23 protein-coding genes are annotated in these 20657 nt (G+C 70.1%); 16 read left to right on the forward strand and 7 right to left on the reverse strand.

From position 1 onward, the window contains the following. The first annotated feature begins 77 nt into the window (after positions 1-77). The 3 genes from N5D62_RS01110 to N5D62_RS01120 all read left to right on the forward strand — a co-directional run bounded on the left by N5D62_RS01110 (position 78) and on the right by N5D62_RS01120 (position 2264). Positions 78-1016, forward strand: a complete 939-nt coding sequence (locus N5D62_RS01110; protein ID WP_279755501.1) for a LysR family transcriptional regulator — start codon at positions 78-80, stop codon at positions 1014-1016. Between the two features lie 108 nt (positions 1017-1124). Further along, positions 1125-1835: a Bax inhibitor-1/YccA family protein gene (locus N5D62_RS01115; RefSeq protein ID WP_279755502.1), complete on the forward strand. Its 711-nt coding sequence runs from the start codon at positions 1125-1127 to the stop codon at positions 1833-1835. A 27-nt stretch (positions 1836-1862) separates the two neighbouring features. Beyond that, positions 1863-2264: a hypothetical protein gene (locus tag N5D62_RS01120; protein WP_279755503.1), complete on the forward strand. Its 402-nt coding sequence runs from the start codon at positions 1863-1865 to the stop codon at positions 2262-2264. Between the two features lie 7 nt (positions 2265-2271). Here the strand turns inward: N5D62_RS01120 and N5D62_RS01125 are convergent, their stop codons facing one another. The 3 genes from N5D62_RS01125 to N5D62_RS01135 are packed head-to-tail and all read right to left on the reverse strand — an operon-like array spanning position 2272 to position 4562. Next, complete coding sequence (locus N5D62_RS01125; RefSeq protein WP_279755504.1) at positions 2272-2913, reverse strand: glutathione S-transferase; 642 nt, start codon at positions 2911-2913, stop codon at positions 2272-2274. Between the two features lie 31 nt (positions 2914-2944). After that, complete coding sequence (locus tag N5D62_RS01130; protein WP_279755506.1) at positions 2945-3505, reverse strand: GNAT family N-acetyltransferase; 561 nt, start codon at positions 3503-3505, stop codon at positions 2945-2947. 13 nt (positions 3506-3518) lie between these two features. After that, on the reverse strand, positions 3519-4562 hold the full coding sequence (locus tag N5D62_RS01135) for a Gfo/Idh/MocA family oxidoreductase (RefSeq protein WP_279755508.1): 1044 nt from the start codon (positions 4560-4562) through the stop codon (positions 3519-3521). Between the two features lie 166 nt (positions 4563-4728). On the opposite strand from N5D62_RS01135, the gene N5D62_RS01140 reads away from it, so the two are divergent. The 3 genes from N5D62_RS01140 (at position 4729) to N5D62_RS01150 (ending at position 7929) form a co-directional block, all read left to right on the forward strand. Then, positions 4729-6948, forward strand: a complete 2220-nt coding sequence (locus tag N5D62_RS01140; protein ID WP_279755510.1) for a M3 family metallopeptidase — start codon at positions 4729-4731, stop codon at positions 6946-6948. Between the two features lie 138 nt (positions 6949-7086). Then, a complete protein-coding gene (locus N5D62_RS01145) occupies positions 7087-7737 on the forward strand; it encodes a hypothetical protein (RefSeq protein WP_279755512.1) in 651 nt (216 codons plus the stop codon). A 9-nt stretch (positions 7738-7746) separates the two neighbouring features. Then, positions 7747-7929, forward strand: a complete 183-nt coding sequence (locus N5D62_RS01150; protein WP_279755514.1) for a hypothetical protein — start codon at positions 7747-7749, stop codon at positions 7927-7929. 9 nt (positions 7930-7938) lie between these two features. On the opposite strand, the gene N5D62_RS01155 is transcribed toward N5D62_RS01150, so the two are convergent. Together N5D62_RS01155 and N5D62_RS01160 are read right to left on the reverse strand one after the other, a co-directional pair. Further along, on the reverse strand, positions 7939-8559 hold the full coding sequence (locus tag N5D62_RS01155; protein ID WP_279755516.1) for a DUF2242 domain-containing protein: 621 nt from the start codon (positions 8557-8559) through the stop codon (positions 7939-7941). Positions 8560-8666: 107 nt separating this feature from the next. Further along, positions 8667-8951: a hypothetical protein gene (locus N5D62_RS01160; RefSeq protein WP_279755518.1), complete on the reverse strand. Its 285-nt coding sequence runs from the start codon at positions 8949-8951 to the stop codon at positions 8667-8669. Positions 8952-9152: 201 nt separating this feature from the next. On the opposite strand from N5D62_RS01160, the gene N5D62_RS01165 reads away from it, so the two are divergent. The 3 genes from N5D62_RS01165 to N5D62_RS01175 all read left to right on the forward strand — a co-directional run bounded on the left by N5D62_RS01165 (position 9153) and on the right by N5D62_RS01175 (position 10256). Beyond that, complete coding sequence (locus N5D62_RS01165) at positions 9153-9347, forward strand: hypothetical protein (protein WP_279755520.1); 195 nt, start codon at positions 9153-9155, stop codon at positions 9345-9347. Positions 9348-9384: 37 nt separating this feature from the next. Further along, complete coding sequence (locus tag N5D62_RS01170; protein ID WP_279755610.1) at positions 9385-9699, forward strand: BON domain-containing protein; 315 nt, start codon at positions 9385-9387, stop codon at positions 9697-9699. A gap of 140 nt (positions 9700-9839) precedes the next feature. After that, a complete protein-coding gene (locus N5D62_RS01175) occupies positions 9840-10256 on the forward strand; it encodes a response regulator transcription factor (RefSeq protein WP_279755522.1) in 417 nt (138 codons plus the stop codon). On the opposite strand, the gene N5D62_RS01180 is transcribed toward N5D62_RS01175, so the two are convergent. Further along, entirely contained in the window at positions 10234-10866 is a 633-nt protein-coding gene (locus N5D62_RS01180; RefSeq protein ID WP_279755524.1) for a response regulator transcription factor, read from the reverse strand. The two genes, N5D62_RS01175 and N5D62_RS01180, sit on opposite strands and share 23 nt — an antisense overlap. Before the next feature lie 45 nt (positions 10867-10911). Here N5D62_RS01180 and N5D62_RS01185 point away from each other — a divergent pair, with 45 nt between their 5' ends. From N5D62_RS01185 to N5D62_RS01215, 7 genes are all read left to right on the forward strand, one after another. Further along, positions 10912-12408 carry a CHASE3 domain-containing protein gene (locus N5D62_RS01185; RefSeq protein ID WP_279755526.1) on the forward strand — a complete coding sequence of 499 codons (1497 nt, stop codon included), beginning with the start codon at positions 10912-10914 and terminating at the stop codon, positions 12406-12408. A 163-nt stretch (positions 12409-12571) separates the two neighbouring features. Beyond that, complete coding sequence (locus N5D62_RS01190; protein ID WP_279755528.1) at positions 12572-13018, forward strand: BON domain-containing protein; 447 nt, start codon at positions 12572-12574, stop codon at positions 13016-13018. 252 nt (positions 13019-13270) lie between these two features. After that, on the forward strand, positions 13271-15397 hold the full coding sequence (locus N5D62_RS01195) for an esterase-like activity of phytase family protein (protein WP_279755529.1): 2127 nt from the start codon (positions 13271-13273) through the stop codon (positions 15395-15397). A 212-nt stretch (positions 15398-15609) separates the two neighbouring features. Further along, positions 15610-16065: a universal stress protein gene (locus N5D62_RS01200; RefSeq protein ID WP_279755530.1), complete on the forward strand. Its 456-nt coding sequence runs from the start codon at positions 15610-15612 to the stop codon at positions 16063-16065. A 108-nt stretch (positions 16066-16173) separates the two neighbouring features. Beyond that, positions 16174-16992 (forward strand): hypothetical protein, encoded by an 819-nt coding sequence (locus tag N5D62_RS01205; RefSeq protein ID WP_279755531.1) that lies wholly within the window; start codon positions 16174-16176, stop codon positions 16990-16992. 108 nt (positions 16993-17100) lie between these two features. After that, positions 17101-19188 (forward strand): M13 family metallopeptidase, encoded by a 2088-nt coding sequence (locus N5D62_RS01210; protein ID WP_279755532.1) that lies wholly within the window; start codon positions 17101-17103, stop codon positions 19186-19188. A gap of 293 nt (positions 19189-19481) precedes the next feature. Then, positions 19482-20171, forward strand: coding sequence for a GntR family transcriptional regulator (locus N5D62_RS01215; RefSeq protein ID WP_279755533.1), 690 nt, complete (start codon positions 19482-19484; stop codon positions 20169-20171). A gap of 7 nt (positions 20172-20178) precedes the next feature. On the opposite strand, the gene N5D62_RS01220 is transcribed toward N5D62_RS01215, so the two are convergent. Then, positions 20179-20634, reverse strand: a complete 456-nt coding sequence (locus N5D62_RS01220; RefSeq protein ID WP_279755611.1) for an Lrp/AsnC family transcriptional regulator — start codon at positions 20632-20634, stop codon at positions 20179-20181. Positions 20635-20657: the final 23 nt, after the last annotated feature.

Consider the following 20657-nt stretch of genomic DNA (forward strand, 5'->3'; position numbering starts at 1 on the left):
CTTCGCTGGGACGTCGTTAACTTCCGTTTAAGCGAAGCTGGTTATCATCCCGGTTCGTCTTTTTCGGAGGCCCTGCCATGTCCGCCCTCAATTACCGTCATCTGCATTACTTCTGGGTCGTCGCCAAGGAGGGCGGCTTCGCCCGGGCGGCGGACCGGCTGGGCATGGCCGTGCAGACGATCAGCGCGCAGGTGCGGGAGCTGGAGCGCTCGCTGGGTCACCAGCTGCTCAAGCCCGAGGGCCGCGGCCTGGTGCTGACCGAAGCCGGCCAGGCCGCCTTCGCCCGCGCCGAGGAGATCTTCCAGATCGGCCAGATGGTGCCGCACGAGGTCCACGAGGCCGCCACGCAGCGCGTGCAGCGGCTGTCGGTGGGGCTGTCGGACGGCCTGTCGAAGCTGGCCGCGCACGCGCTGCTGGCGCCGGTGCTGGACACCCCGCAGCTGCGCCTGGTGTGCCATGAGGGCGAGGTCGACCAGTTGATCGGCGAGCTCGCGCTGCATCACCTGGACCTGGTGCTGACCGACCAGCCGGCGCCGGTCAACCCGACGCTGCGCATCACCAGCCAGCTGCTGGCCAGCACGACCGTCGACTGGTACGGCCCGGCCGAGCTGATCGAACGCGCCCGGCGCGCGCCGAACAAGGGCTTCCCGTACGTGCTGGAGACGCTGCCGGTGCTGCTGCCCACGCGCCACGCCTCGCTGCGCGCGAGCCTGGAGCGCTGGTTCGAGCAGCACCACATCCGGCCGCAGATCGTCGGCGAGTTCGAGGACAGCGCGCTGATGAGCGTCTTCGCGGCCCGCGGGCTGGGCGTGTTCCCGGTCAGCCGCCTGGGCGCCGACGACCTGTCGGTGATGTCGGGCCTGCACCTGCTGGGCCAGACCGAGGTGGTGGAGGACGTGCACGCGATCTTCTCGCGCCGCGGCCAGAACCATCCCCTCGTCGCCAAGCTGCTGCAGCGACGCGGCATGCAAGTTCAGGGGATTGACAGCGAATCGGAAATTGCTTCAGCAGAATGAGCAAGAACCAGGTTTCTACGAAGTCAAAGCGGCGTTAAGGTCGACGCCTCGTGCGCGCGCGAGCGCGCTTGCCGTCCAACGGCTCACACGGATCCAGGAGCACCTCTCATGAGCGACACCCAACGACAAGCCACGTCCACGGCGTGGACGCCCGCCACCGGCCACGGCGGCGATTCGGTCTTCACCCAGCGCGCCGACGTGGCGCGCGTGCTGCGCAACACCTACGCGCTGCTGTCGATGACGCTGCTGTTCAGCGGCGCCGTCGCGGCGGCCGCGGTGGCGTACAACCTGCCCGGCCCGGGCATGATCCTGACGCTGATCGGCTACTTCGGCCTGCTGTTCGCGATCCACAAGACGCAGAACTCCGCGGCCTCGGTGCCGCTGGTGTTCGCGCTGACCGGCTTCATGGGCTACACGCTGGGCCCCTTGCTGAGCGCCATCCTGACGCTGCCCGGCGGCGGCACGACGATCGCCATGGCGCTGGGCACCACCGGCGCGACCTTCCTGGTGCTGTCGGCCTACGTGCTGGCCACGAAGAAGGACTTCAGCTTCATGGGCGGCTTCCTGTTCGCCGGCATGATCATCGCGATCCTGGCGTCGCTGGCCAACTTGTTCTTCCAACTGCCGATGCTGGCGATGGTGGTCTCGGGCGTCGTGGCGCTGCTGTCGGTGGGCATGATCCTGTTCCACACCAGCATGATCGTGAACGGCGGCGAGCGGAACTACGTGATGGCCACCGTCAGCCTGTTCGTCTCGCTGTTCAACCTGTTCACCAGCCTGCTGAGCATCTTCGGCTTCGCCGGCTCCAGCGACGACTGACGGTCGCCGGAACAAGAAGGACACGCGATGAAGACCTTCCTGTGGTCGGTGACCGGGTTCCTGGCGCTGATCTGGAGCGGGTTGGCCTGGGCCGCCGCCGGCCTGGTGCGCTGGACGGTGGAGGCCCTCTCCACCGGCCGCGCCGCCGAGCTCGGCAAGACGGCGGTCGAGTTCAAGTTCCCCGCCTGGCTCGAGCCCTTCCTCGACACCGGCCTGCTGGAGGCGGCGCAAGCCGTCGTCCAGTGGCTGCTGGAGATGGCGGGCACCGGCGCGCCGATGGCGGGCACCGCGATCGGCTGGCTGGTGCCGCTGGTGTGGATCGGCTGGGCCCTCGGGCTGACGGTGCTGGTCGTGATCGCGCTGGTGCTGCACCAGCTGATCAAGCGGCTGCCGGGCACCGGCGGGCCGGTCGCGCCGGCCTTGCGCTGAGCGCGGCTCAGCCCCCGCAGGGCTGGACGATGCCGTCGCCGTGAGGCGCGGCGCGGAACTCGGGCAGCTGCTCGACCTCGGTCGCATAGGCGATGAGCGTCTGCAGCTGCTCCGCCGGCGGCAGCAGCTCCGGCGTCATCTCCCGCACGAATTCCCACATCACCCCGATCGTGACGCCGGCCAGCCCGATCGCGTCGCGCTCCGCGGACAGCGGCGCCTTGCGCATCTCCGCGTCGAGCTCCAGCAGCGCCGCGCGCACCTGGCCGCCGACGCGGTCCAGCCACGGCGCATGCTGCTTGTCGTCGGGGCGCAGCTGCTGCTCGTAGACGGCCTGCACGCTCTTGTCGGTCGCGGCCAGCGCCAGCCCGGTCAGCCGCAGCGCGCGCTTGAGCGCCGGATCGCTGGGCGGCAGCAGCGCCCGGCCCGGCGACAGCGATTGCGCGTACTGCAGGATCAGCGTCGAGTCCATCAGCACCGTGCCGTCGTCGCAGACGAAGGTCGGCGCCTTGACGACCGGGTTGATGCGGCTGAACTCGTCGAAGGTGCGGAACACCGACAGCGAGCGGTGCTCGAAGCGCAGCCCGAGCAGCAGCATCGCGATCGCCGAGCGGCGGACGTAGGGGGAGTCGAGCATGCCGATGAGCTGCATGGCGGTTCCTTCGGTCAAGGGGACGTGGGGGTCAGGCGCCGGGCGGCAGCGCCACGGTGAAGCGGTAGAGGCAGCACTCGTCGCCGTGCAGCGTGCGGACCTCGCGGATGATCTCGCCGGCGGCGCGGCCGCGGATCACGCCGGGCCAGAACTGCGCGGCCGGCGTGTTGGCCATCAGGTGGTAGACCTCCCAGCGGCCGGGGAAACGCGCCAGCACCTCGCCGGCGGCGCGCGCCGCCAGGCCGTGTCCGCGGTAGCCGCGCGCCAGGAAGAAGTAGCCCATGTTGTGGTCGGCGTCCGGCGTCTCCCGGTCGCCGTCGACGACGGCGAAACCCGCCAGTTCCTCGCCGACCCAGATCACGAACGGATGCACGTCGGGCTGCGCCCAGTACGGCGCCTTGGGCCGCAGCTGGTAACGACCCTCCGGCGCGAACGCGACCGGCGTCCACTCGCTGAGGTCGTAGTTGTAGAACTGCATGAGGTTCTCGATGCGCGGCAGGTCGTCGGGCGCGGCGCGCTCGATCCGCAGCGGCGGGCTGTCGGGCAGCGGCACCGGGATCGATTCGGTGAAGTCGGCGGGTCGTGTCTCCATCGGGGGCTCTTTTCTAGTCGTTGCCGAACGCGTCGTCGAAGGGGTACCGCACGCCGGCCAGCGCGCGGATGCGGTCCATCCAGCCCAGCACCGCCAGCGTCTCCGCGTGCGACACCACCGGGCTCTCGATCTCGCCGGCGCGCGCGCACCGCATCGTCTCGCGGATCTCGTTCTCGAAGCCGTTGATCTCGAACGGGCGCTCGATCGTCTCGGGCGTGCCGCGCGCGGGCAGCCACTGCGCGCGGGTCGCTTCCCAGAAGGTCTCGGGCAGCACGATCGCGCCGGTCTCGCCGAGGATGTGCATCGTGTTGGGCGCGAAGGTGTCGATCGCGCACTGGAACTGCGAGACCAGCCCGTCGCCGAAGTCCAGCGTCACCGCCAGGCCGGCGTCGACGCCGGTCGGCGCGAGCCGCGCCTTCACCTGCAGGTCCGCCAGCGGCGGCACCTTGCCCAGCGCATGCTGCAGCACCCAGCGCGTGGCGGTCAGGTTGTAGATGCCGACGTCGAGCAGCGCGCCGCCGGCCAGCGCGGGATTGAAGATGCGGCCGTCGGGGTCGTAGGGCGCAGGGAAGCAGAAGCTCGACTGCATCCCGCGCAGCGCGCCGATGCGCCCGGCGCGCAGCCAGGCGGCCAGGTCCTGGTACAGCGGCAGGAAACGTGTCCAGACCGCCTCCATCAGGAAGGCGCGGTGCGTGCGCGCGGCCTCGACCAGCACGCGGCCCATCGCCTGGTTGGGCACCAGCGACTTCTCGCACAGCACCGCCTTGCCGGCCCGCAGCGCGGCGAGGACGTAATCGAAATGCTGGCCGTGCGGCGTCGCGACGTAGACGCCGTGGACGGCCGGGTCGTTCATCACCGCCGCGGGATCGGTGTGGGCGAGCACGGCGGGCTCGCCGGGCCGCGACCAGCGCTGCGCGAACTGCTGCGCGCGGTGGACGTCGCGGCCGCAGACCGCGTGCAGGCGACAGCCGTCCAGGCGCGCGACGGCGTCGGCGAAGCGGTGCGCGATCGAGCCGGGGCCGATCAGGGCCCAGTGGAAGGTGGTGGTGTCGGACATGGGGGAGGAAGGATCGGCGACGGCCGGCCGCCCCGCCCTCAGGGTTGTCCCGCATCGGGTTCCCCACAGGGGCGGACGGCGCCCGTGGCGACCGGCTTTCGGGGGCGCATCGGCTAAGGTGACGGCCTTGCACAACATGAGGCCCGTCCCAGGCGGGCTGTCTCCCATGAGGATTCCCTTCGTCCTGGCCGCCACCGTGGCCTTCGCCGCGCCGGCACTGGCCCAGACGGCCGCGCCCGCCGCCGCTCCCCTCGCTTCGGCCGCCCAGGCCGCCGAGCCCTCCGCCGTCAACCTGCTGCTCGCGCCCAGCACGCTGCCGCTGCAGTACCCGCCCTTCGACCGGATCCGCGATGCCGACATCGGTCCCGCGATCGACCAGGGCATGACCGAGCAGCTGGCCGAGGTCGCCGCGATCGTCGGCAACACGGCGGCGCCGAGCTTCGACAACACCATCGTGGCGCTGGAGCGCAGCGGCCGCACGCTGGGCCGCGCGACGACGCTGCTGATGAGCCTGACCGGCGCCGACGCCAATCCCGCGCGGCTGAAGCTGCAGGCCGACTACGCGACCCGGCTGGCCGCGCACCGCGACGCGATCCAGCTCGATCCGGCGCTGTTCGCGCGCATCGAGTCGCTGTACCAGCGCCGCGCGTCGCTGGGACTGGGCGCGCAGGAGCAGCGCCTGGTCGAGCGCCAGTACAACCAGTTCCTGCGCGCCGGCGCGAAGCTGGACGAGGCCGGCAAGGCCCGTATGAAGGCGATCAACGCCGAGCTCGCGCAACTGGGCGCGCGCTTCAACCAGAACGTGCTGGCGGAGGTGAACGACTCGGCGGTGGTCGTCGACAGCGCCGACGAGCTCAAGGGCCTGGGCGACGAGCAGATCGCCGCCGCCGCGGCCGCCGCGAAGGAGCGGGGCCAGGACGGCAAGTACCTGATCGCGTTGCTGAACACGACCGGCCAGCCGGTGCTGTCGCAGCTGGAGAACCGGGCGCTGAGACAGCGGATCTACGAAGCCTCGGTGGCGCGCGGCTCGCGCGGCAACGCCTACGACAACACCGCGCTGGTCTCGCGCGTGGTCACGCTGCGCGCCGAGCGCGCGGCGCTGCTGGGCTTCGCCACGCATGCGGACTTCGTGCTCAAGGACGAGACGGCCAAGAACCAGCAGGCCGTCAACGGCATGCTGCGCCAGCTGGCGCCGGCGGCGGTCGGCGCGGCGCGTCGCGAGGGCGCGGAGCTGCAGGCGATCGTCGATCGGGAGCAGGCGGCCCGGCACCAGCCGGCGTTCAAGCTGGCGGCCTGGGACTGGAGCTTCTACAGCGAGAAGCTGCGGGCCGAGAAGTACGGCTTCGACGAGTCGCAGCTCAAGCCCTACCTCGAGATGAAGAACGTGCTGGAGAACGGCGTGTTCTACGCGGCGGGCCAGCTGTACGGGCTGAAGTTCAAGCAGCGCCGCGACCTGCCGGTCTACCAGCCCGACGTGCTGGTCTACGACGTGTTCAATGCCGACGGCTCGCAGCTGGCGATCTTCATCGCCGACATGTACGCGCGGCCGTCCAAGCGCGGCGGCGCGTGGATGAACGCCTACGTCGACCAGAGCGGGCTGCTGAACCAGAAGCCGGTGGTGGCCAATCACCTGAACATCCCCAAGCCGGCGCAGGGCAAGCCGACGCTGCTGACCTGGGACGAGGTGACGACGATGTTCCATGAGTTCGGGCATGCGCTGCACGGCATGTTCTCGAACGTGAAGTACCCGAGCATGGCCGGCACGAAGGTGCCGCGCGACTTCGTCGAGTACCCGTCGCAGGTCAACGAGATGTGGGCGGACTGGCCGAGCGTGCTGGCGAACTACGCGAAGCACTACAAGACCGGCGAGCCGATGCCGCGCGCGTTGCTGGACAAGGTGCTGGCGGCCAAGCAGTTCAACCAGGGCTTCGCGACGACCGAGTACCTGAGCGCCGCGAGCCTGGACCAGCGCTGGCACCAGCTGCCGCTGGCGCAGATCCCGGACGCGGACGGCGTGATGGCCTTCGAGGCCAAGGCGCTGCGCGAGGAGGGCTACGACTACGACGCGGTGCCGCCGCGGTACCGCACGCCCTACTTCAGCCACATCATGGGCGGCTACGCGGCGGGGTACTACGCGTACGTGTGGTCGGAGGTGCTGGACGCCAACACGGTGCAGTGGTTCCGGGCCAACGGCGGCCTCAAGCGCGAGCTGGGCGACGCGTTCCGCGCGAAGCTGCTGTCGCAGGGCGGGAGCCAGGACGCGCTGACGCTGTTCCGCGGCGTGGTCGGCCACGAGCCGCAGATCCAGCCGCTGCTGGAACGCCGCGGGCTGGCGATCGACAAGACCCGCACCGCGGCGAAGCCGCAGGGGGAGACGTCGCAGTGATCGCGGCGTAACCCACCCTTCGGTGGGTTGTCGGTTGTAGTTCGTCAAAGGGCGCCCATCGAGGCGCCCTCTTTCGTTTTTGGGAGGAACCCGCGGCACCAGACTTTCCGCCTCGTTGTCGAGGTGGAGCAGTACCGCATGGATGAGATCACGAGGAAGTGGTTCGATGCATCGACGGTCCAGGTGCGTCGCGCGCCGGAGTTGCACGGCTGGTATTCGGATGAGGAGTTGATCCGCTTGTCCGGTGCGCCGATAGGAAGCCGATTGGATGTGGAGCCGTCTCCTGACGGAGCGATTGATCTACGTGTCGTCAACCAGGACTTGCTTTGCGAACCTTTGGTCCGACGGATCAGCCAGGACGAGAGCGGCGACTATGTCTTCGAAATCCACAATGCGGCCTTTGTTCTCCGACCGCAGTTCCGTCGGCAGGGCATAGGGACACGAAGCGTGGCCATCGAGTTGCATGAGGCCCTGCGGCTTGGGCATTTCTCCAAGGTGACAACGAGCGCGGTCGGAGACTGGAGCAGCAGGAGTGGGCCGCTCGCCATGGTTGGCTACTTTGCCTGGGCCCGAATGGGATTTAATGCTCGCTTGCCCGCCGATGTGCGGCAACACAACGAACTCCCGGCAAGCTGTCGCATGTGCGAAGACCTGATTTCACTGTTGGCTTCCCGAGAAGGCGAAGCGTTCTGGTTGCGCCATGGTCATTCTCTCGACATGGAGTTCCACGTGGTTGAACCATCTTCCAGCTGGGAGCACTTTCGTCGCTACGCAGGACCGGAACATTGAGGTGACCCCATGAACCCTCGGGAAATTGCCGCGCGGATTTGTCGTCCGATGTCTACCGAAGAAGCCGTCAGGCTGACCAGGGAGCGGTACGGCGTCAGTGAGTTTCCAGACATCGATCCATTGATCGAGGCTCAGGTCCGCTCGCTGACGGAAAAGATTCAGCGCGAGGAGGCGGTACTGAAGGCGAAGTAGCGGACGCGATCACCCGCCGGTCTTGTCCTCGGCCGGCGATTCCACGGCGCCCTGATCCTTCAGCAGGCGCTGCATCAGCGCGAAGAACCGGTCGTAGAACTGCCCGGCCGGGATGGTCTCCGAGGCGATCTTCACCAGCGATTCCGACGTCGACGACAGCGGCACCGAGATCGAGCCGATCGCGCTCACGCCCAGGCTGGTCGAGTTGGCGCTGCGCTTGACGTTGTAGCGGTCCTGCAGCGCCGACACATACGCCGTCGCCACGCGCCCGCTGCCGCCCTCGGGCACGCACACCACCGTGAAGCTGATCTCCACGTGCTCCTCGCCGCCGGGCTGGAAACGCTTGGCGCCGGTGATCGAGTCCGGCATCGCCGTGTTGATCACGTAACCCTGGCTCAGCAGCGCGCGCCGCGCCGCCTCGCAGGTGTCCTGCACGCTCGCGTCGAACAGCCGCGAGAAAGTCTCGTCCGCCGCGAAGCGTTCGTTCTGGTAGACGGAGTTCTTGCGCGCGGCACTGGACCCGAAGGTGCCGCAGCCGGCCATCAGGGCCGTGGCGGCGGCGATCGCCAGGATCGCGGCCAGGCGCGCGCGGGGGAATTCGGAGAGGGCGGGAGTGGGGCGTCGGATCATCGTCGTCATCGGGCCGTGTCGGCCAGCGACGGATTATCCGCGCCCGCTCCTGGAGGACGTTGAGGCTTGCGTTAAGCCGAAGGTCGCGGAAGCGGTCAGCGCCCCGCTCAGAGCGTCGATTGCGCGGTCAGCAGCGTGCGCCACTCGCCGTCGATGCAGATCTCCAGCGCGCGCGCGCAGCCGGGGCAGCGATGCCAGTGCTCGCTCGCCGCGGCCATCAGCGCCGGCCAGGACGGGCGGTCGCCGACGCAGCGGCTGCGCGGGATCACCAGCGCGAGTTCTTCCTCCCGCGCGGTGCCGTCGGCATCGACGAAATCCAGGCGCCCCCGCACGACCACCGTCAGCGGCGTCGACAGCAGGAGCTCGGCATTGACTCGTTCCAGCGTTTCCATGGCCGGCATCCTAGGCAGGCCTCGTGCCCGGCGATGTCGGGAGGCCCCGCCACCCCGTGTAGGACAACGCCCCATGCGACCCCCCCGGATCGCCATCTCCGCTTGTCCTACAACACGTCGCGGACGCGGACGACAGGGCCCCCTGTTCGGCATGCGTAGAGTCAATTCCAGCGCGCCACGGGGCGCACAAGGAGCCGACAGATGGGTATCGCCGACCACCATTCCCTCGCCCTTCACGTGCATGAGATCGCCTGCCAGGTCCAGTGGACCGCGGTCGGCGACCATGAATCGGTGCTGGGATGCGAAGCGGCGCTGCCCTATCTGCTGGACCACGCCCCCGCGACGTTCGCCGAGCCGGCCCCTGCCGTCGTGTCGACAGACCGCCACGCCGCGTGAGTCCGAGCCCTGTCATCAATCCAAGGAGATCAACATGATGATTCGAGCCACCGTTCTCGCCCTGGCCACCGCTGTGGGCGCCATCACGATGCTGCCGGGTTGCGCGGTCACGCGCGGCCAGTCCTCGGTCGGCGAGTACGTCGACGACGCGGCCGTCACCACCGCGGTGAAGTCCAAGTTCGTCGAGGCCAAGAGCGTCGACGCCAGCTCCATCCACGTCGAGACGCTGCAGGGCGAGGTGATGCTGTCGGGCTTCGCCAAGAGCGCCACCGAGAAGGCCGATGCCGAGCGCCTGGCCCGCGAGGTCAAGGGCGTGAAGCGCGTGAAGAACGAGATCGCGATCCGCAACTGACGCGCTTTCCCGATCCGCGCCCGCCGGCGGCTTGACCGACCGCCCCAGGGCGCCCCGCGCGAACGGACGGCGTGCGCACGCATCCCGTCCGTTCGCGCGCACCCGCCTGTGGTTTCGTTTCGAGCAGTACGCGAGCCCCCATGGACGCCCATCCCGCCAGCGCCGCCCTCACCTGCTTCCTCGTCGAGGACAACGCCGTCATCCGGGAGAACCTGGTGGCGACGCTCGAGGAGATGGTGGACCTGCGGGTGCTGGGCCACGCGGTCGACGAGCCCGGCGCGCTGCGCTGGCTCTCGGGCGAGCACCCGGGCTGCGACCTGGTGATCATCGACATCTTCCTGGCGCAGGGCACCGGGCTGAACGTGCTGCGCGCGGCCCAGGAGCGGCTGCCCGGCGCGCGCCGCGTCGTGCTCAGCAACTACGCCACGCCCGACATGCGCCAGCGCTGCCTGGCGCTGGGGGCGGACAAGGTGTTCGACAAGTCGGCCGAGCTCGAGGACCTGCTGGCCTACTGCGGCGGACTGGCCGATGCGGCTACTCGATCAGCCCGTTCTTGAGGGCGTAATACGTCAGCTCGCTGTTGGTGTTCAACGCGAGCTTCTCCAGCACGCGCGACCGGTACGTGGACACGGTCTTGACGCTCAGCGACATGCCGTCGGCGATGTGGCCGACCGTCTCGCCGCGCGCCAGGCGCAGGAAGACCTGCAACTCGCGCTCGGACAGCGTGTCGTGCGGGGCCTGGTCGGCCGGGGCGCCCAGGCCCTCGGCCAGCAGCTCGGCCACGGCGGGGGTGATGTACTTGCGGCCGCGGAACACGGTCCGGATCGCCGTGGCGATCTCCTCGGGGTCGCATTCCTTGTTCAGGTAGCCGCTGGCGCCCTGGCGCAGCAGCGTGGTCGCGTAGTGGGTCTCGGGGAAGCCGCTGAGGATCAGCACCGGCAGTTCGGGCTTGCGGGCCTTGATGGCGGCCAGCGTCTCCACGCCGCTCTGGTCGGGCAGCGAGAGGTCCATCAGCATCACGTCGAGCTCGCCGGCGCGGACCAGGTCCAGCGCCTCGCGGCCGGAGCTGGCCTCGCCGGTGACGCGCAGGTCGACTTGTTCGGAGAGGAATTGCCGCAGCCCGGCGCGGACAATCGCGTGGTCGTCGACGATGGCGATTCGGATCATGGTGGCGATGGTCAAGTGAGCGAAATCGCTCGGGGAGTGTAGAGGATGAGCCTGAAGGACACCGTCACGAACCTGGGTCGCAAGACCTGGGCGATGCCGCTGGGTGTGTTCGTGGCCCTGTTGATGATCCTGATCAGCGAGCTGGCCTACTTCGGCGCCGTCTCGCAGATGGACCGCCTGGACACGCTGGGCCGGGCCCGGATGGAACTGCTCCGGCTGATGGCCCGCGTGACCGACGCGGAGTCAGGGCAACGGGGATACCTGATCACCCGCCGCCCCGAGTACCTGGACCCCTACCGCTTCGCCGCCGAGGACGCCTCCCAGGGCCTGAGCGCGCTGCAGCGCATGTACGCGCAGGTCGGCGCCGCGGACGCCGAGCACCGCAGCCAGGAGATCGCCGGCGCCGTCGGCGCCAAGCTCAGCGAGCTGCAGGAGGTGCTCAAGCTCTACGAGAACGGCCGCGAGTCCGCCGGCCGCGAGCTGATGATGACCGACATCGGCCGCGACCAGATGGAGCAGATCCGGCGCCGCTCGGCCGAGCTGCTGGCCGATGAGAACCGCCGCATCGCGCTGGGCACCGGCCAGGTCTATGACACGCTGATGCTCAGCCGCATCGGCGTGGCCGGCATGACGCTGCTGAGCCTGATCGTGTTCGTGCTGTTCGTGCGCAAGAGCCGCGCGCTGGACGAGCAGCGCGCCGAGCAGGCCCAGGAGGTGCGCGCCGAGCGCGACCGGCTCGAGGTCGAGGTCGCGCGCCGCACGGCCGAGCTGACGCAGCTCGCCCGCCACCTGCAGACCGCGCGCGAGGACGAGCGCGCGCGCCTGGCCCGCGACCTGCACGACGAGCTCGGCGCGCTGCTGACCGCGGCCAAGCTCGACGTCGCGCGGCTGCGGCCCAAGCTGCAGGCCGGGGCGCCCGAGCTGATGCAGCGCCTGACCCACCTGACCGAGACCCTCAACAGCGGCATCGCGCTCAAGCGCCGGATCATCGAGGACCTGCGGCCGTCCACGCTCGACCAGCTCGGCCTGGTGCCGGCGCTGGAGATCCTGTGCCGCGAGACGGCCGAGCGCCTGGGCGTGCCGATCCACCTGGCGCTGGACCCGGCGGTGGCGCTGCCGCCCAGCGCGCAGCTGACCGCCTTCCGCCTGGTGCAGGAGGCGCTGACCAACATGGCCAAGTACGCGCAGGCGACCGAGGCCACCGTGTCGCTGCAGCGCGAGTACGCGCAGGCGATGGTCACCGTGACCGACAACGGCTGCGGCTTCGATCCGGAGCGGCTCTCGCTGGGCTCGCACGGGCTGCTGGGCATGCGTTTCCGCGTCGAGGCCGAGCGCGGCCAGCTGCGGCTGCGCAGCGCGCCGGGGCAGGGCACCGAGGTGCGCGCCTGGCTGCCGCTGCAGCGCGACGAGCCGGAGATCCCGCGCATCGACTTCCCGATCCCCGGCATGCCGGGCACGGGCCAGCCGGGGGCGGGCGGCCCCGCGCCTTCGCCCTCGCCGGCGGAAGGCGGCGGCACGCCACCGGCCGGCGGCGGGCTGTAGGCCCGTTCCTACGCCGGGCCGGGACGGCGGGCGACCGGCGCTTCCGGCGGCCACCGACCCGCGGCGAGCGAGGCGCTGCCTAGAGTGGTTGTCATGGTCCGCGGCCCACCCGCGGAATTCCGCGACACCCGCGCATCTCGCGAACCCGCGAAAGGAGCTCGTCATGAAGCACGCTTCCCGCCCCACTTCCCTGGTCCTGATCCTGCCGGCCGTGGTCGCCGCCGTCGCGCTGGCCGCCTGCGGCCGCGAGGACGATGACCGCACCGCCGGCCAGCGCCTGGACGACGGCATCTCCAAGATGGAGCAGAAGTCCGACCAGGCCCGCCAGGACACGCGCCAGGCCGTGGACAACATGGGCAACAAGATGGAACGCACCGCCGACAAGGTGGGCGCGGCCGTCGACGACGCCCAGATCACCACCTCGATCAAGACCGCGCTGGCGGGCGACCCCAAGCTCAGCGCGCTGGACGTGAAGGTCGAGACCGAACACGGCCACGTGACGCTGGACGGCACGGCGCCGGACCTGGCGGCGCGCGACCGCGCCGGCTCGATGGCGCTGGCCGCCAAGGGTGTCCAGTCGGTCAACAACCGCATCAAGGTCAACGGCTGACCGACCTTGTCGGCTGATCAAGGTCGGCGGCTGATCTCCTCCTCTGCAGCCGGCCGACCGAGCCCCGGCCCGCGTTCGACGCGGTGCCGGGGCTTTCTTCATCCCGGTCTTGTCATGTCCGTGTCGCTTTCTTGCCGATGCGTGAACGGTCTTCACGCCGTTGTCACGCCCGCTGCCTAGCGTGCCGCCCTGTTCCGCCGCGGGGCTCGCGGGAAGCGCCGGGCGGAACGATCCGAGACCAGAAAGATCGACATGACGCACACGACCGTCCGTTCCGCCACCGGCCTGCGCCGCCTGGGCCTGTTCCTGATGACCGCCACCGCGATCGCGGCGCTGAGCGCCTGCGGCAGCGACGACGACACGCCCGCGGCGCCGACGATCCAGTCGCGCCTGGTGGACGCGCCGGTGGAAGGCGTCAGCTACGCGCTCGCGCCCAGCGGCCAGTCCGGCAAGACCGGCGCCAACGGCGCGTTCCCCTGCGTCACCGGCGACACGGTGACCTTCACCGTCGGCGGCGTGACCGTGGGCGCGGCCAAGTGCGGCGAGACCATCTCCGTCGGCGACCTGGCCGGCACCGCGACGCTGACCGACGACAAGCTGCAGAACCGCCTGGTGTTCCTGCAGGCGCTGGACGAGGACGACGATCCCACCAACGGCATCAAGATCGCAGCCGGCGTGCACGACGCGTTCGCCGGCAAGACGCTGGACTTCGCCGCCGTCGCCGCCGAGTTCGACAAGGCCTTCGCCGCGCTGCTGCCGGCCGGCCAGACCGACGTCTACGGCCAGCCCTACGCGGGCCGCGCGATGAGCGCCGGCCGCCGCCACGCCGCCGTCGACCACTACGAATCGACGCTGTCCACGCTGCTGGGCAAGAGCGAGACGAGCAGCTCGACGCAGGCCACCGCCGGCGGCGCCGTCGCGATCACCAAGTTCCAGGTCAAGGCCGCGGACAACCAGTTCGTCCCCTACGAGGGCAGCAACGCCGACGCCAAGAAGGACTTCCCCAAGGGCTTCTATCCGGCGGTCGGCTCGGGCCTGGCCTACAAGGGCAAGAACGCCGCGGGCGCGCTGGAGTTCTGGGGCATCACCGACCGCGGTCCCAACGGCGACAGCCCGAACGCGCCGCGTCCGGACAACGGCGCGATCGTCACCACCAAGATGTTCCCGGCGCCGAGCTTCTCGCCGTCCATCGGCGTGATCACGCTGGGCAAGGACGGCGCGGTCATCTCCGCGCTGAACCCGCTGAAGAACGCCGACGGCTCCGCCGTCACCGGCCGCCCGCTGCCCTTCGGCGCGGTCGGCAACAGCGCCGAGGTGCCGCTGTCCGACACGCTGAAGTACGACGCCGCCAAGGGCGCCTTCGACGCCAACGGCCTGGACAGCGAGACGCTGATCTACGACGAGGCCAACAAGGCGTTCTGGACCTCGGACGAATACGGCCCGTTCATCGTGAAGATCGACGCCGCCACCTTCAAGGTCATCAAGCGCTATGCGCCGGGCACCGCCGCGGGCAGCCTGCCCGACGTGCTGAAGAACCGCCGTCCGAACCGCGGCATGGAAGGCCTGGCGCTGGACACCGCCGCGGGCAAGCTGCACGGCTTCCTGCAAAGCCCGATCGATCCGGTCGACGGCGCCGGCAAGAGCGTCGAGGTCGTCGACACCAGCGACCTGGACCAGGACGGCAAGACCAACGACAAGGTCAAGGTGCGCGACTTCGCCCAGTTCGCCCGCTGGATCGAGTTCGATCCGAAGACCGAGACCTCCAAGCTGTACGCCTATCCGCTGAGCTACCCGCTGGCCGCCAAGAACGAGAAGTGGGACCGCAACCGCACCGGCAGCGCCAAGCTGGGCGACCTGGTGGCGCTGGGCAACGGCAAGTTCATCGTGATCGAGCAGGGCGCGGACGGCGCCGGCGTGGTCCGCAACTTCCTGATGCTGGTGGAGCTGCCGGCCGGCGCCACCGACATCGCGGGCATCGGCATCGAGCTGGAGAAGAACAGCATCGACGGCGTGACCGCGTCGTCGGTGAGCTGGGCCAACGTGGTGAAGCTCAAGAAGACGGTGCTGCTGGACCTGAACGCCGCCGGCTGGAAGGCCGAGAAGGCCGAGGGGCTGGCGATCGTCGACGGCAACACGCTGGCGCTGATCAACGACAACGACTTCGGCCTGAAGACGATCCTGGTGGACGCCAAGGGCAAGGCCGTCGCCGGCGACCCGACCGAGTGCACCGTCGATGCCAACGGCGTGATCGTCCAGGACGGCACCTGCGCCGCCGGCGCGGTGACCTCGCGCGTGACGCGCGGCAACGAGGTGGACCGCCTGACGCACCTGTGGCTGTTCAAGTTCCCCAAGGCGCTCAACACCTACGGCGCCCAGTGATCGGGAAAGCCGAGGCCTCGCCTCGGCGGGTCTTCCACTGACAAGCTGCCATCCCACATCGCGCAAGCCGCCGCCGCGATCGCCCTTCAGCGCCGCGCGAACTGACGCGCGCCTCGTCGGTCCGCGTGTCGCCCCGCGCGCCGGCCGCTGGCTGGCAAGGCGGCCCGGAGCACGGCTAGCATGGGCTCATCCCATCCGATGGAGTTCCGACCATGTACGCCAAGATCCTGGTGCCCGTCGACGGCAGCCCGACCTCCAACGCCGGCCTGGCGGAGGCGGTCCGGCTGGCCAAGCTCAGCGGCGGCGAGATCCGCCTGCTGCACGCGCTGGACCTGCAAGCCTTCGCCATGATGTCCAGCGCCGGCCTGGGCATCACGCCCGACAACTTCGAGCAGATCCGCGCCGGCGGCCAGAAGGTGCTCGACGACGCGTCGGCCGTGGTGAGCGCCGCCGGCATCCGCGTCACGACCCACCTCAGCGAGAGCCTGGCCTCGCGCGTCAGCGATCTCGTCGGCGAGGAAGGCAAGGCCTGGGGCGCCGAGGTCATCGTGCTGGGCACGCACGGCCGGCGCGGTCTTTCGCGCGCGCTGCTCGGCAGCGACGCCGAACTGATCGTGCGTTACGCCACCGTGCCGGTGCTGCTGGTGCGCGGCCCCGAGCCGGCGTGATCCAGCGCGCGCGGCATCGGAAAACCGATGGCCCGCGCGGCGGGGTTCTCCACTGACGGTCCCGCGGGCGCAACGGGCGCCCGCGCCTGGCCCACCTGGAGATCGAGGATGTATTCCCGCCTGAACCATTCACCGCCACAACCTCTGTACGACGCGATGTCCCCGGCGGATCCGCCCGCCGGGGATGCCGACTACGTCAACATGTCGCCGAGGCGGGCGCGCCCCGGCGATGCCGGCGCGGCCTCCGGGCCCGACGCGCGGACGCCGGCGGCGCGCGGCCCCGTGAGCAGCCACCACGCGGCGATGCTCGAGATCCAACAGGCGGCACGGGACGCGCGCGAGGCGAAGAAGAAGTTCGTGGACGCCGGGGGGCTCGAGGCATGGACGAACCCTCGCACCCCGTGGGGCGCGGCGTTGCAGGACCTGCAGCGGCGTCAGGTCGAGCTCATGACCGCCGACTACGACGCGGGGCCGCTCAAGCCGCTCCGGAGCTGGACGTCCTACGGCGCGGGCAAGGCCATCACGGCCTTCGTCGAGGAGCCTTTCCGCCACGCGCACCGGACGCTGCTGGAGGACATCGAGGGCGAAGCCCGGTTGGCGCACGATCGACACGGCCTGGAAAGCGCGACGGCGCGCGCCCTGATCCTGGACGCGGGCATGGCGACGATCGTGGCGGCACTTGAACCCGGGCAACGGGACAAGTGGCTCAAGCGCGCGACGCCGGCGAACTTCGGCAGGGCCTACGAGTGGCTGACGGACAGGACGCCGCATCGCGAGGACTACCGCGCGACGATGGTCGGGCACCTGCATCGCGTCACCCAGCGGATCTCGAGAGACGCCCAGGCGCAGGCCCAGGCCCGGCATGAGGCACAGGTGCCGGCAAGCGTCGCGCCGCCGCCGAACGACTACGAGCCGATCGGTGCCTGAAGCCGGGCGCCGCTGACCAGACGGGTCAACCCGAGGTGTCGTCCGGCACCTCGCGGCGCGGGGGCGCTGGCGGAGAATGCCCGCCAGCAATTACTTCCGTCGTCGAGCATGACCCGTCACCTCCTCGCCCGCACCGCCGCGGCCGCGCTCGTCGCGGCCGCGTCCCTTGGCGCCGCCTCGTCCGTCCTCGCGCAGGCCGCGACGGAGGGACCGCTCGAGCGCCTGCCCTACACCCCCAGCCTGGACACGGCGGCGATGGACCGCTCGGCCGATCCGTGCGAGGACCTCTACCAATACGCCTGCGGCGGCTGGATGGCGGCCAATCCGATCCCGCCGGACCAGGCGCGCTGGTCGGTCTACGCCAAGATGGCCAACGAGAACCAGCGCTATCTGTGGGGCATCCTGGACAAGTTCTCGGCCGCCGATCCGGCGCGCAGCGCCAGCCAGGCGCGCATGGGCGACTACTTCGCCGCCTGCATGGACGAGGCCGCCGCCGACCGCCAGGCGCTGGCGCCGCTGCGTCCGCTGCTGTCGCGCATCGACGCGCTGTCCGACCGCAAGCAACTGCCCGAGCTGCTGGCCGCGCTGCACCTGGCCACCAACAACGAGCGCGTGCTGTTCCGCTTCGCCTCGGGCCAGGACATGGCCGATTCGACGCGGGTGATCGCCTTCGCCTACGCCGGCGGCCTGAGCCTGCCGGACCGCGAGTACTACTTCAAGACCGACGAGAAATCGCGCACGCTGCGCGACCAGTTCGTCGCGCACGTGGCGCGCAGCTTCGAGCTGCTGGGCGACGCGCCCGACGCGGCGCGCACGCAGGCCAAGCAGGTGCTGGCGATGGAGACCGCGCTGGCGCGCGCCTCGCTGAGCCGCGTCGACAAGCGCGATCCGTACAAGGGTTTCCATCCGATGAAGGCCGCGGGGCTGCAGGCGCTGACGCCGGGCTTCGACTGGACCGCCTACCAGCGCGCGCTGGGCGTGGCGCCGCTGGCGGCGTTCAATGTCACCGAGCCGGCGTTCTTCAAGGCCTTCGCCCGGGAACTGCGCCAGCGCGACCTGGCGCAGCTGCGCAACTACCTGCGCTGGCAGCTGCTGAGCAGCCAGGCGCCGACGCTGGCCGCCCCGGTGGTGCAGGCCAACTTCGAGTTCTTCGGCCAGACGCTGCAGGGCGTGCCGCAGCTCAAGGCGCGCTGGAAGCGCTGCGTCGAGCTGGTGGACGCGCAGCTGGGCGAGGCGCTCGGCCGGGAATTCGTCGAGCGCAACTTCAGCCCCGACCTGAAGGACAAGACGCTGACGATGACGCGGCAGATCGAGGACGCGATGGCCGCGCGCATCCAGTCGCTGAGCTGGATGAGCGACACCACCAAGCAGCGCGCGCAGGAGAAGCTGCATGCGATCGTCAACAAGGTCGGCTACCCGGACCGCTGGCGCGACTACGGGGCGCTGACGGTGGCGCGGGACGACTTCGCCGGCAACGTGATGCGCGGCAACGCCTTCGAGCTCCAGCGGCAACTGGCCAAGATCGGCAAGCCGCTGGACCGCGGCGAATGGGGCATGACGCCGCAGACGGTCAACGCGTATTACGACGCGCAGATGAACGACATCAACTTCCCCGCCGGCGTGCTGCAGCCGCCGCTGTTCGATCCGAAGCTGGACGACGCGCCGAACTACGGCAACACCGGCGGCACGATCGGCCATGAGCTGATCCACGGCTTCGACGACGAGGGCCGGCAGTTCGATGCCAAGGGCAACCTGCGCGACTGGTGGACGAAGAAGGACGGCAAGTCCTTCGAGCAGCGCGCGGCCTGCGTGACCAAGCAGTACGCGCAGTACGTGGTCGTCGACGACCTGCGCATCAACAGCAAGCTGACGCTGGGCGAGGACCTGGCCGACCTGGGTGGCCTGGTGCTGGCGCATGCGGCCTGGAAGGCGCAGATCGCGGACCTGCAGCCCAAGCCGGCGGACCGCGACGGCCTGACGCCGGAGCAGCGTTTCTTCGTCGGCTTCGCCCAGTGGGACTGCAGCCACGCGCGACCCGAGTACGCGCGGGTGCATGCGTTGACCGACCCGCATTCGCCGGGGCGCTACCGGATCAACGGCGTCGCGGTGAACATGCCGGAATTCGAGCAGGCCTTCCACTGCAAGCCCGGCCAGAAGATGGTGAAGCCGGACGCGGAGCGCTGCCGGATCTGGTGAGCGGGACGGTGGAGGAAGCGCGGCGGCTCGCGTGAACTGCCGCGCGCGCCGCCTGGGACTGACCGGCCGACCGACGCGGAAACGACACACCCGTTGCCTCGGGCGAGGCAGCCTATCGACCGATTCCAGTAGGGCATCGCGCGACATACACGTCGATTGACGAGGCGATTCGCCGGTGATCGGCGTGTTCATTGCGCTTGGGCAAGAACCGCCCCGATGGCCCCGCGGGAGCGGGAGCCGCGCGGGGCCGTCTCCGTAGAGTGACGGCTTCCCTGCCCGGACGGAGCGCCGCGATGGCTCGTTTCCCTTACCCGATCAACACGCCGACCTACCTGCGGCTGCGCGACCAGATCCGCGACGACATCGAGGACGGCTGCTGGCAGCTCGGCCAGCACCTGACGCTGCAGGAGCTGAGCGCGCATTACGAGGTCAGCAACGTGCCGGTGCGCGAGGCGCTGCTGCAGCTGCAAGGCGAAGGCATGGTCGACATGCGGATGAACCGGGGCGCGGTGGTGCGGGAGGTCGACGCGCGCTTCATCGGGGAGTACTTCGACGTGCGCGAGGCGCTGTGGTCGATGCTGATCGCGCAGGCCTGCCGCAACCCGGCGCTGCGCGACGGCCAGCCGTTCCAGCGCGCGTGGGCGCTGCTGCCGCCGGTCGAGGAGGCCGCCCGCGCCGGCCGCGTGCATGACCTGATGGCGGCGGACGAGCTGCTGCAGCAGGAGCTCGGGCGGCTCGCCGACCACGGCCTGGCCTTCGACCTGCAGGCCTCGCGCGGCCGGCTGCTGGAGGCGCTGCGGCGCACCCGGCTGGAGCTGTGGGCGCCGGAACTTGAGGCGCTGCCGGTACAGGGCCGGGCGATGCTGCAGGCGATCGCGCATGGCGACCCGGCCACCGGCGTCGAGGCGGTGCGCCGGCATGTGGCGGCCTTGCGGACCTACGCCTTGCGGCTGCTGAAGCTGCCGTCGGTGCCGCGGCCCTGAACCCGGATCACAGCGGCAGCGAGCTCGCCTTCAGGCAGCGCAGCACGAAGCTGGACTTGCTGTGGCGCACGCCGGGGATCTTGTAGAGCTTTTCGCGCAGCAGGCGCTCGTAGTCGCGGGTGTCGCGCACGGACAGCCGCAGCACGTAGTCGTAGTCGCCCGAGACCAGGTAGGCATCGATGACCTCGGGGATCGCCTCGAGGTGGCGCGCGAACTCCGCCATCGCCGCGTCGGTGTGCTTGTTCAGCGTGAGCTGGACGATCAGCTGCTCGGGCCGGCCGATCTTCTCGGCGTTGACCTTGACGGTGTAGCCCTCGATCACGCCGGATTCCTCCAGCCGCTTGATGCGCGTCCAGCACGGCGAGGTGGTCAGGCCGACCTCCTCGCTGACCTCCTGCAGGCTCGCGCGGGCATTGCGCTGCAGGGCACGCAGGATGGCGCGGTCGAACTTGTCGAGGTTGATTTGCTGGTCCATGGCTGATTGGC

Source organism: Mitsuaria sp. GD03876 (assembly GCF_029840635.1).
Taxonomy (GTDB): domain Bacteria; phylum Pseudomonadota; class Gammaproteobacteria; order Burkholderiales; family Burkholderiaceae_C; genus Roseateles.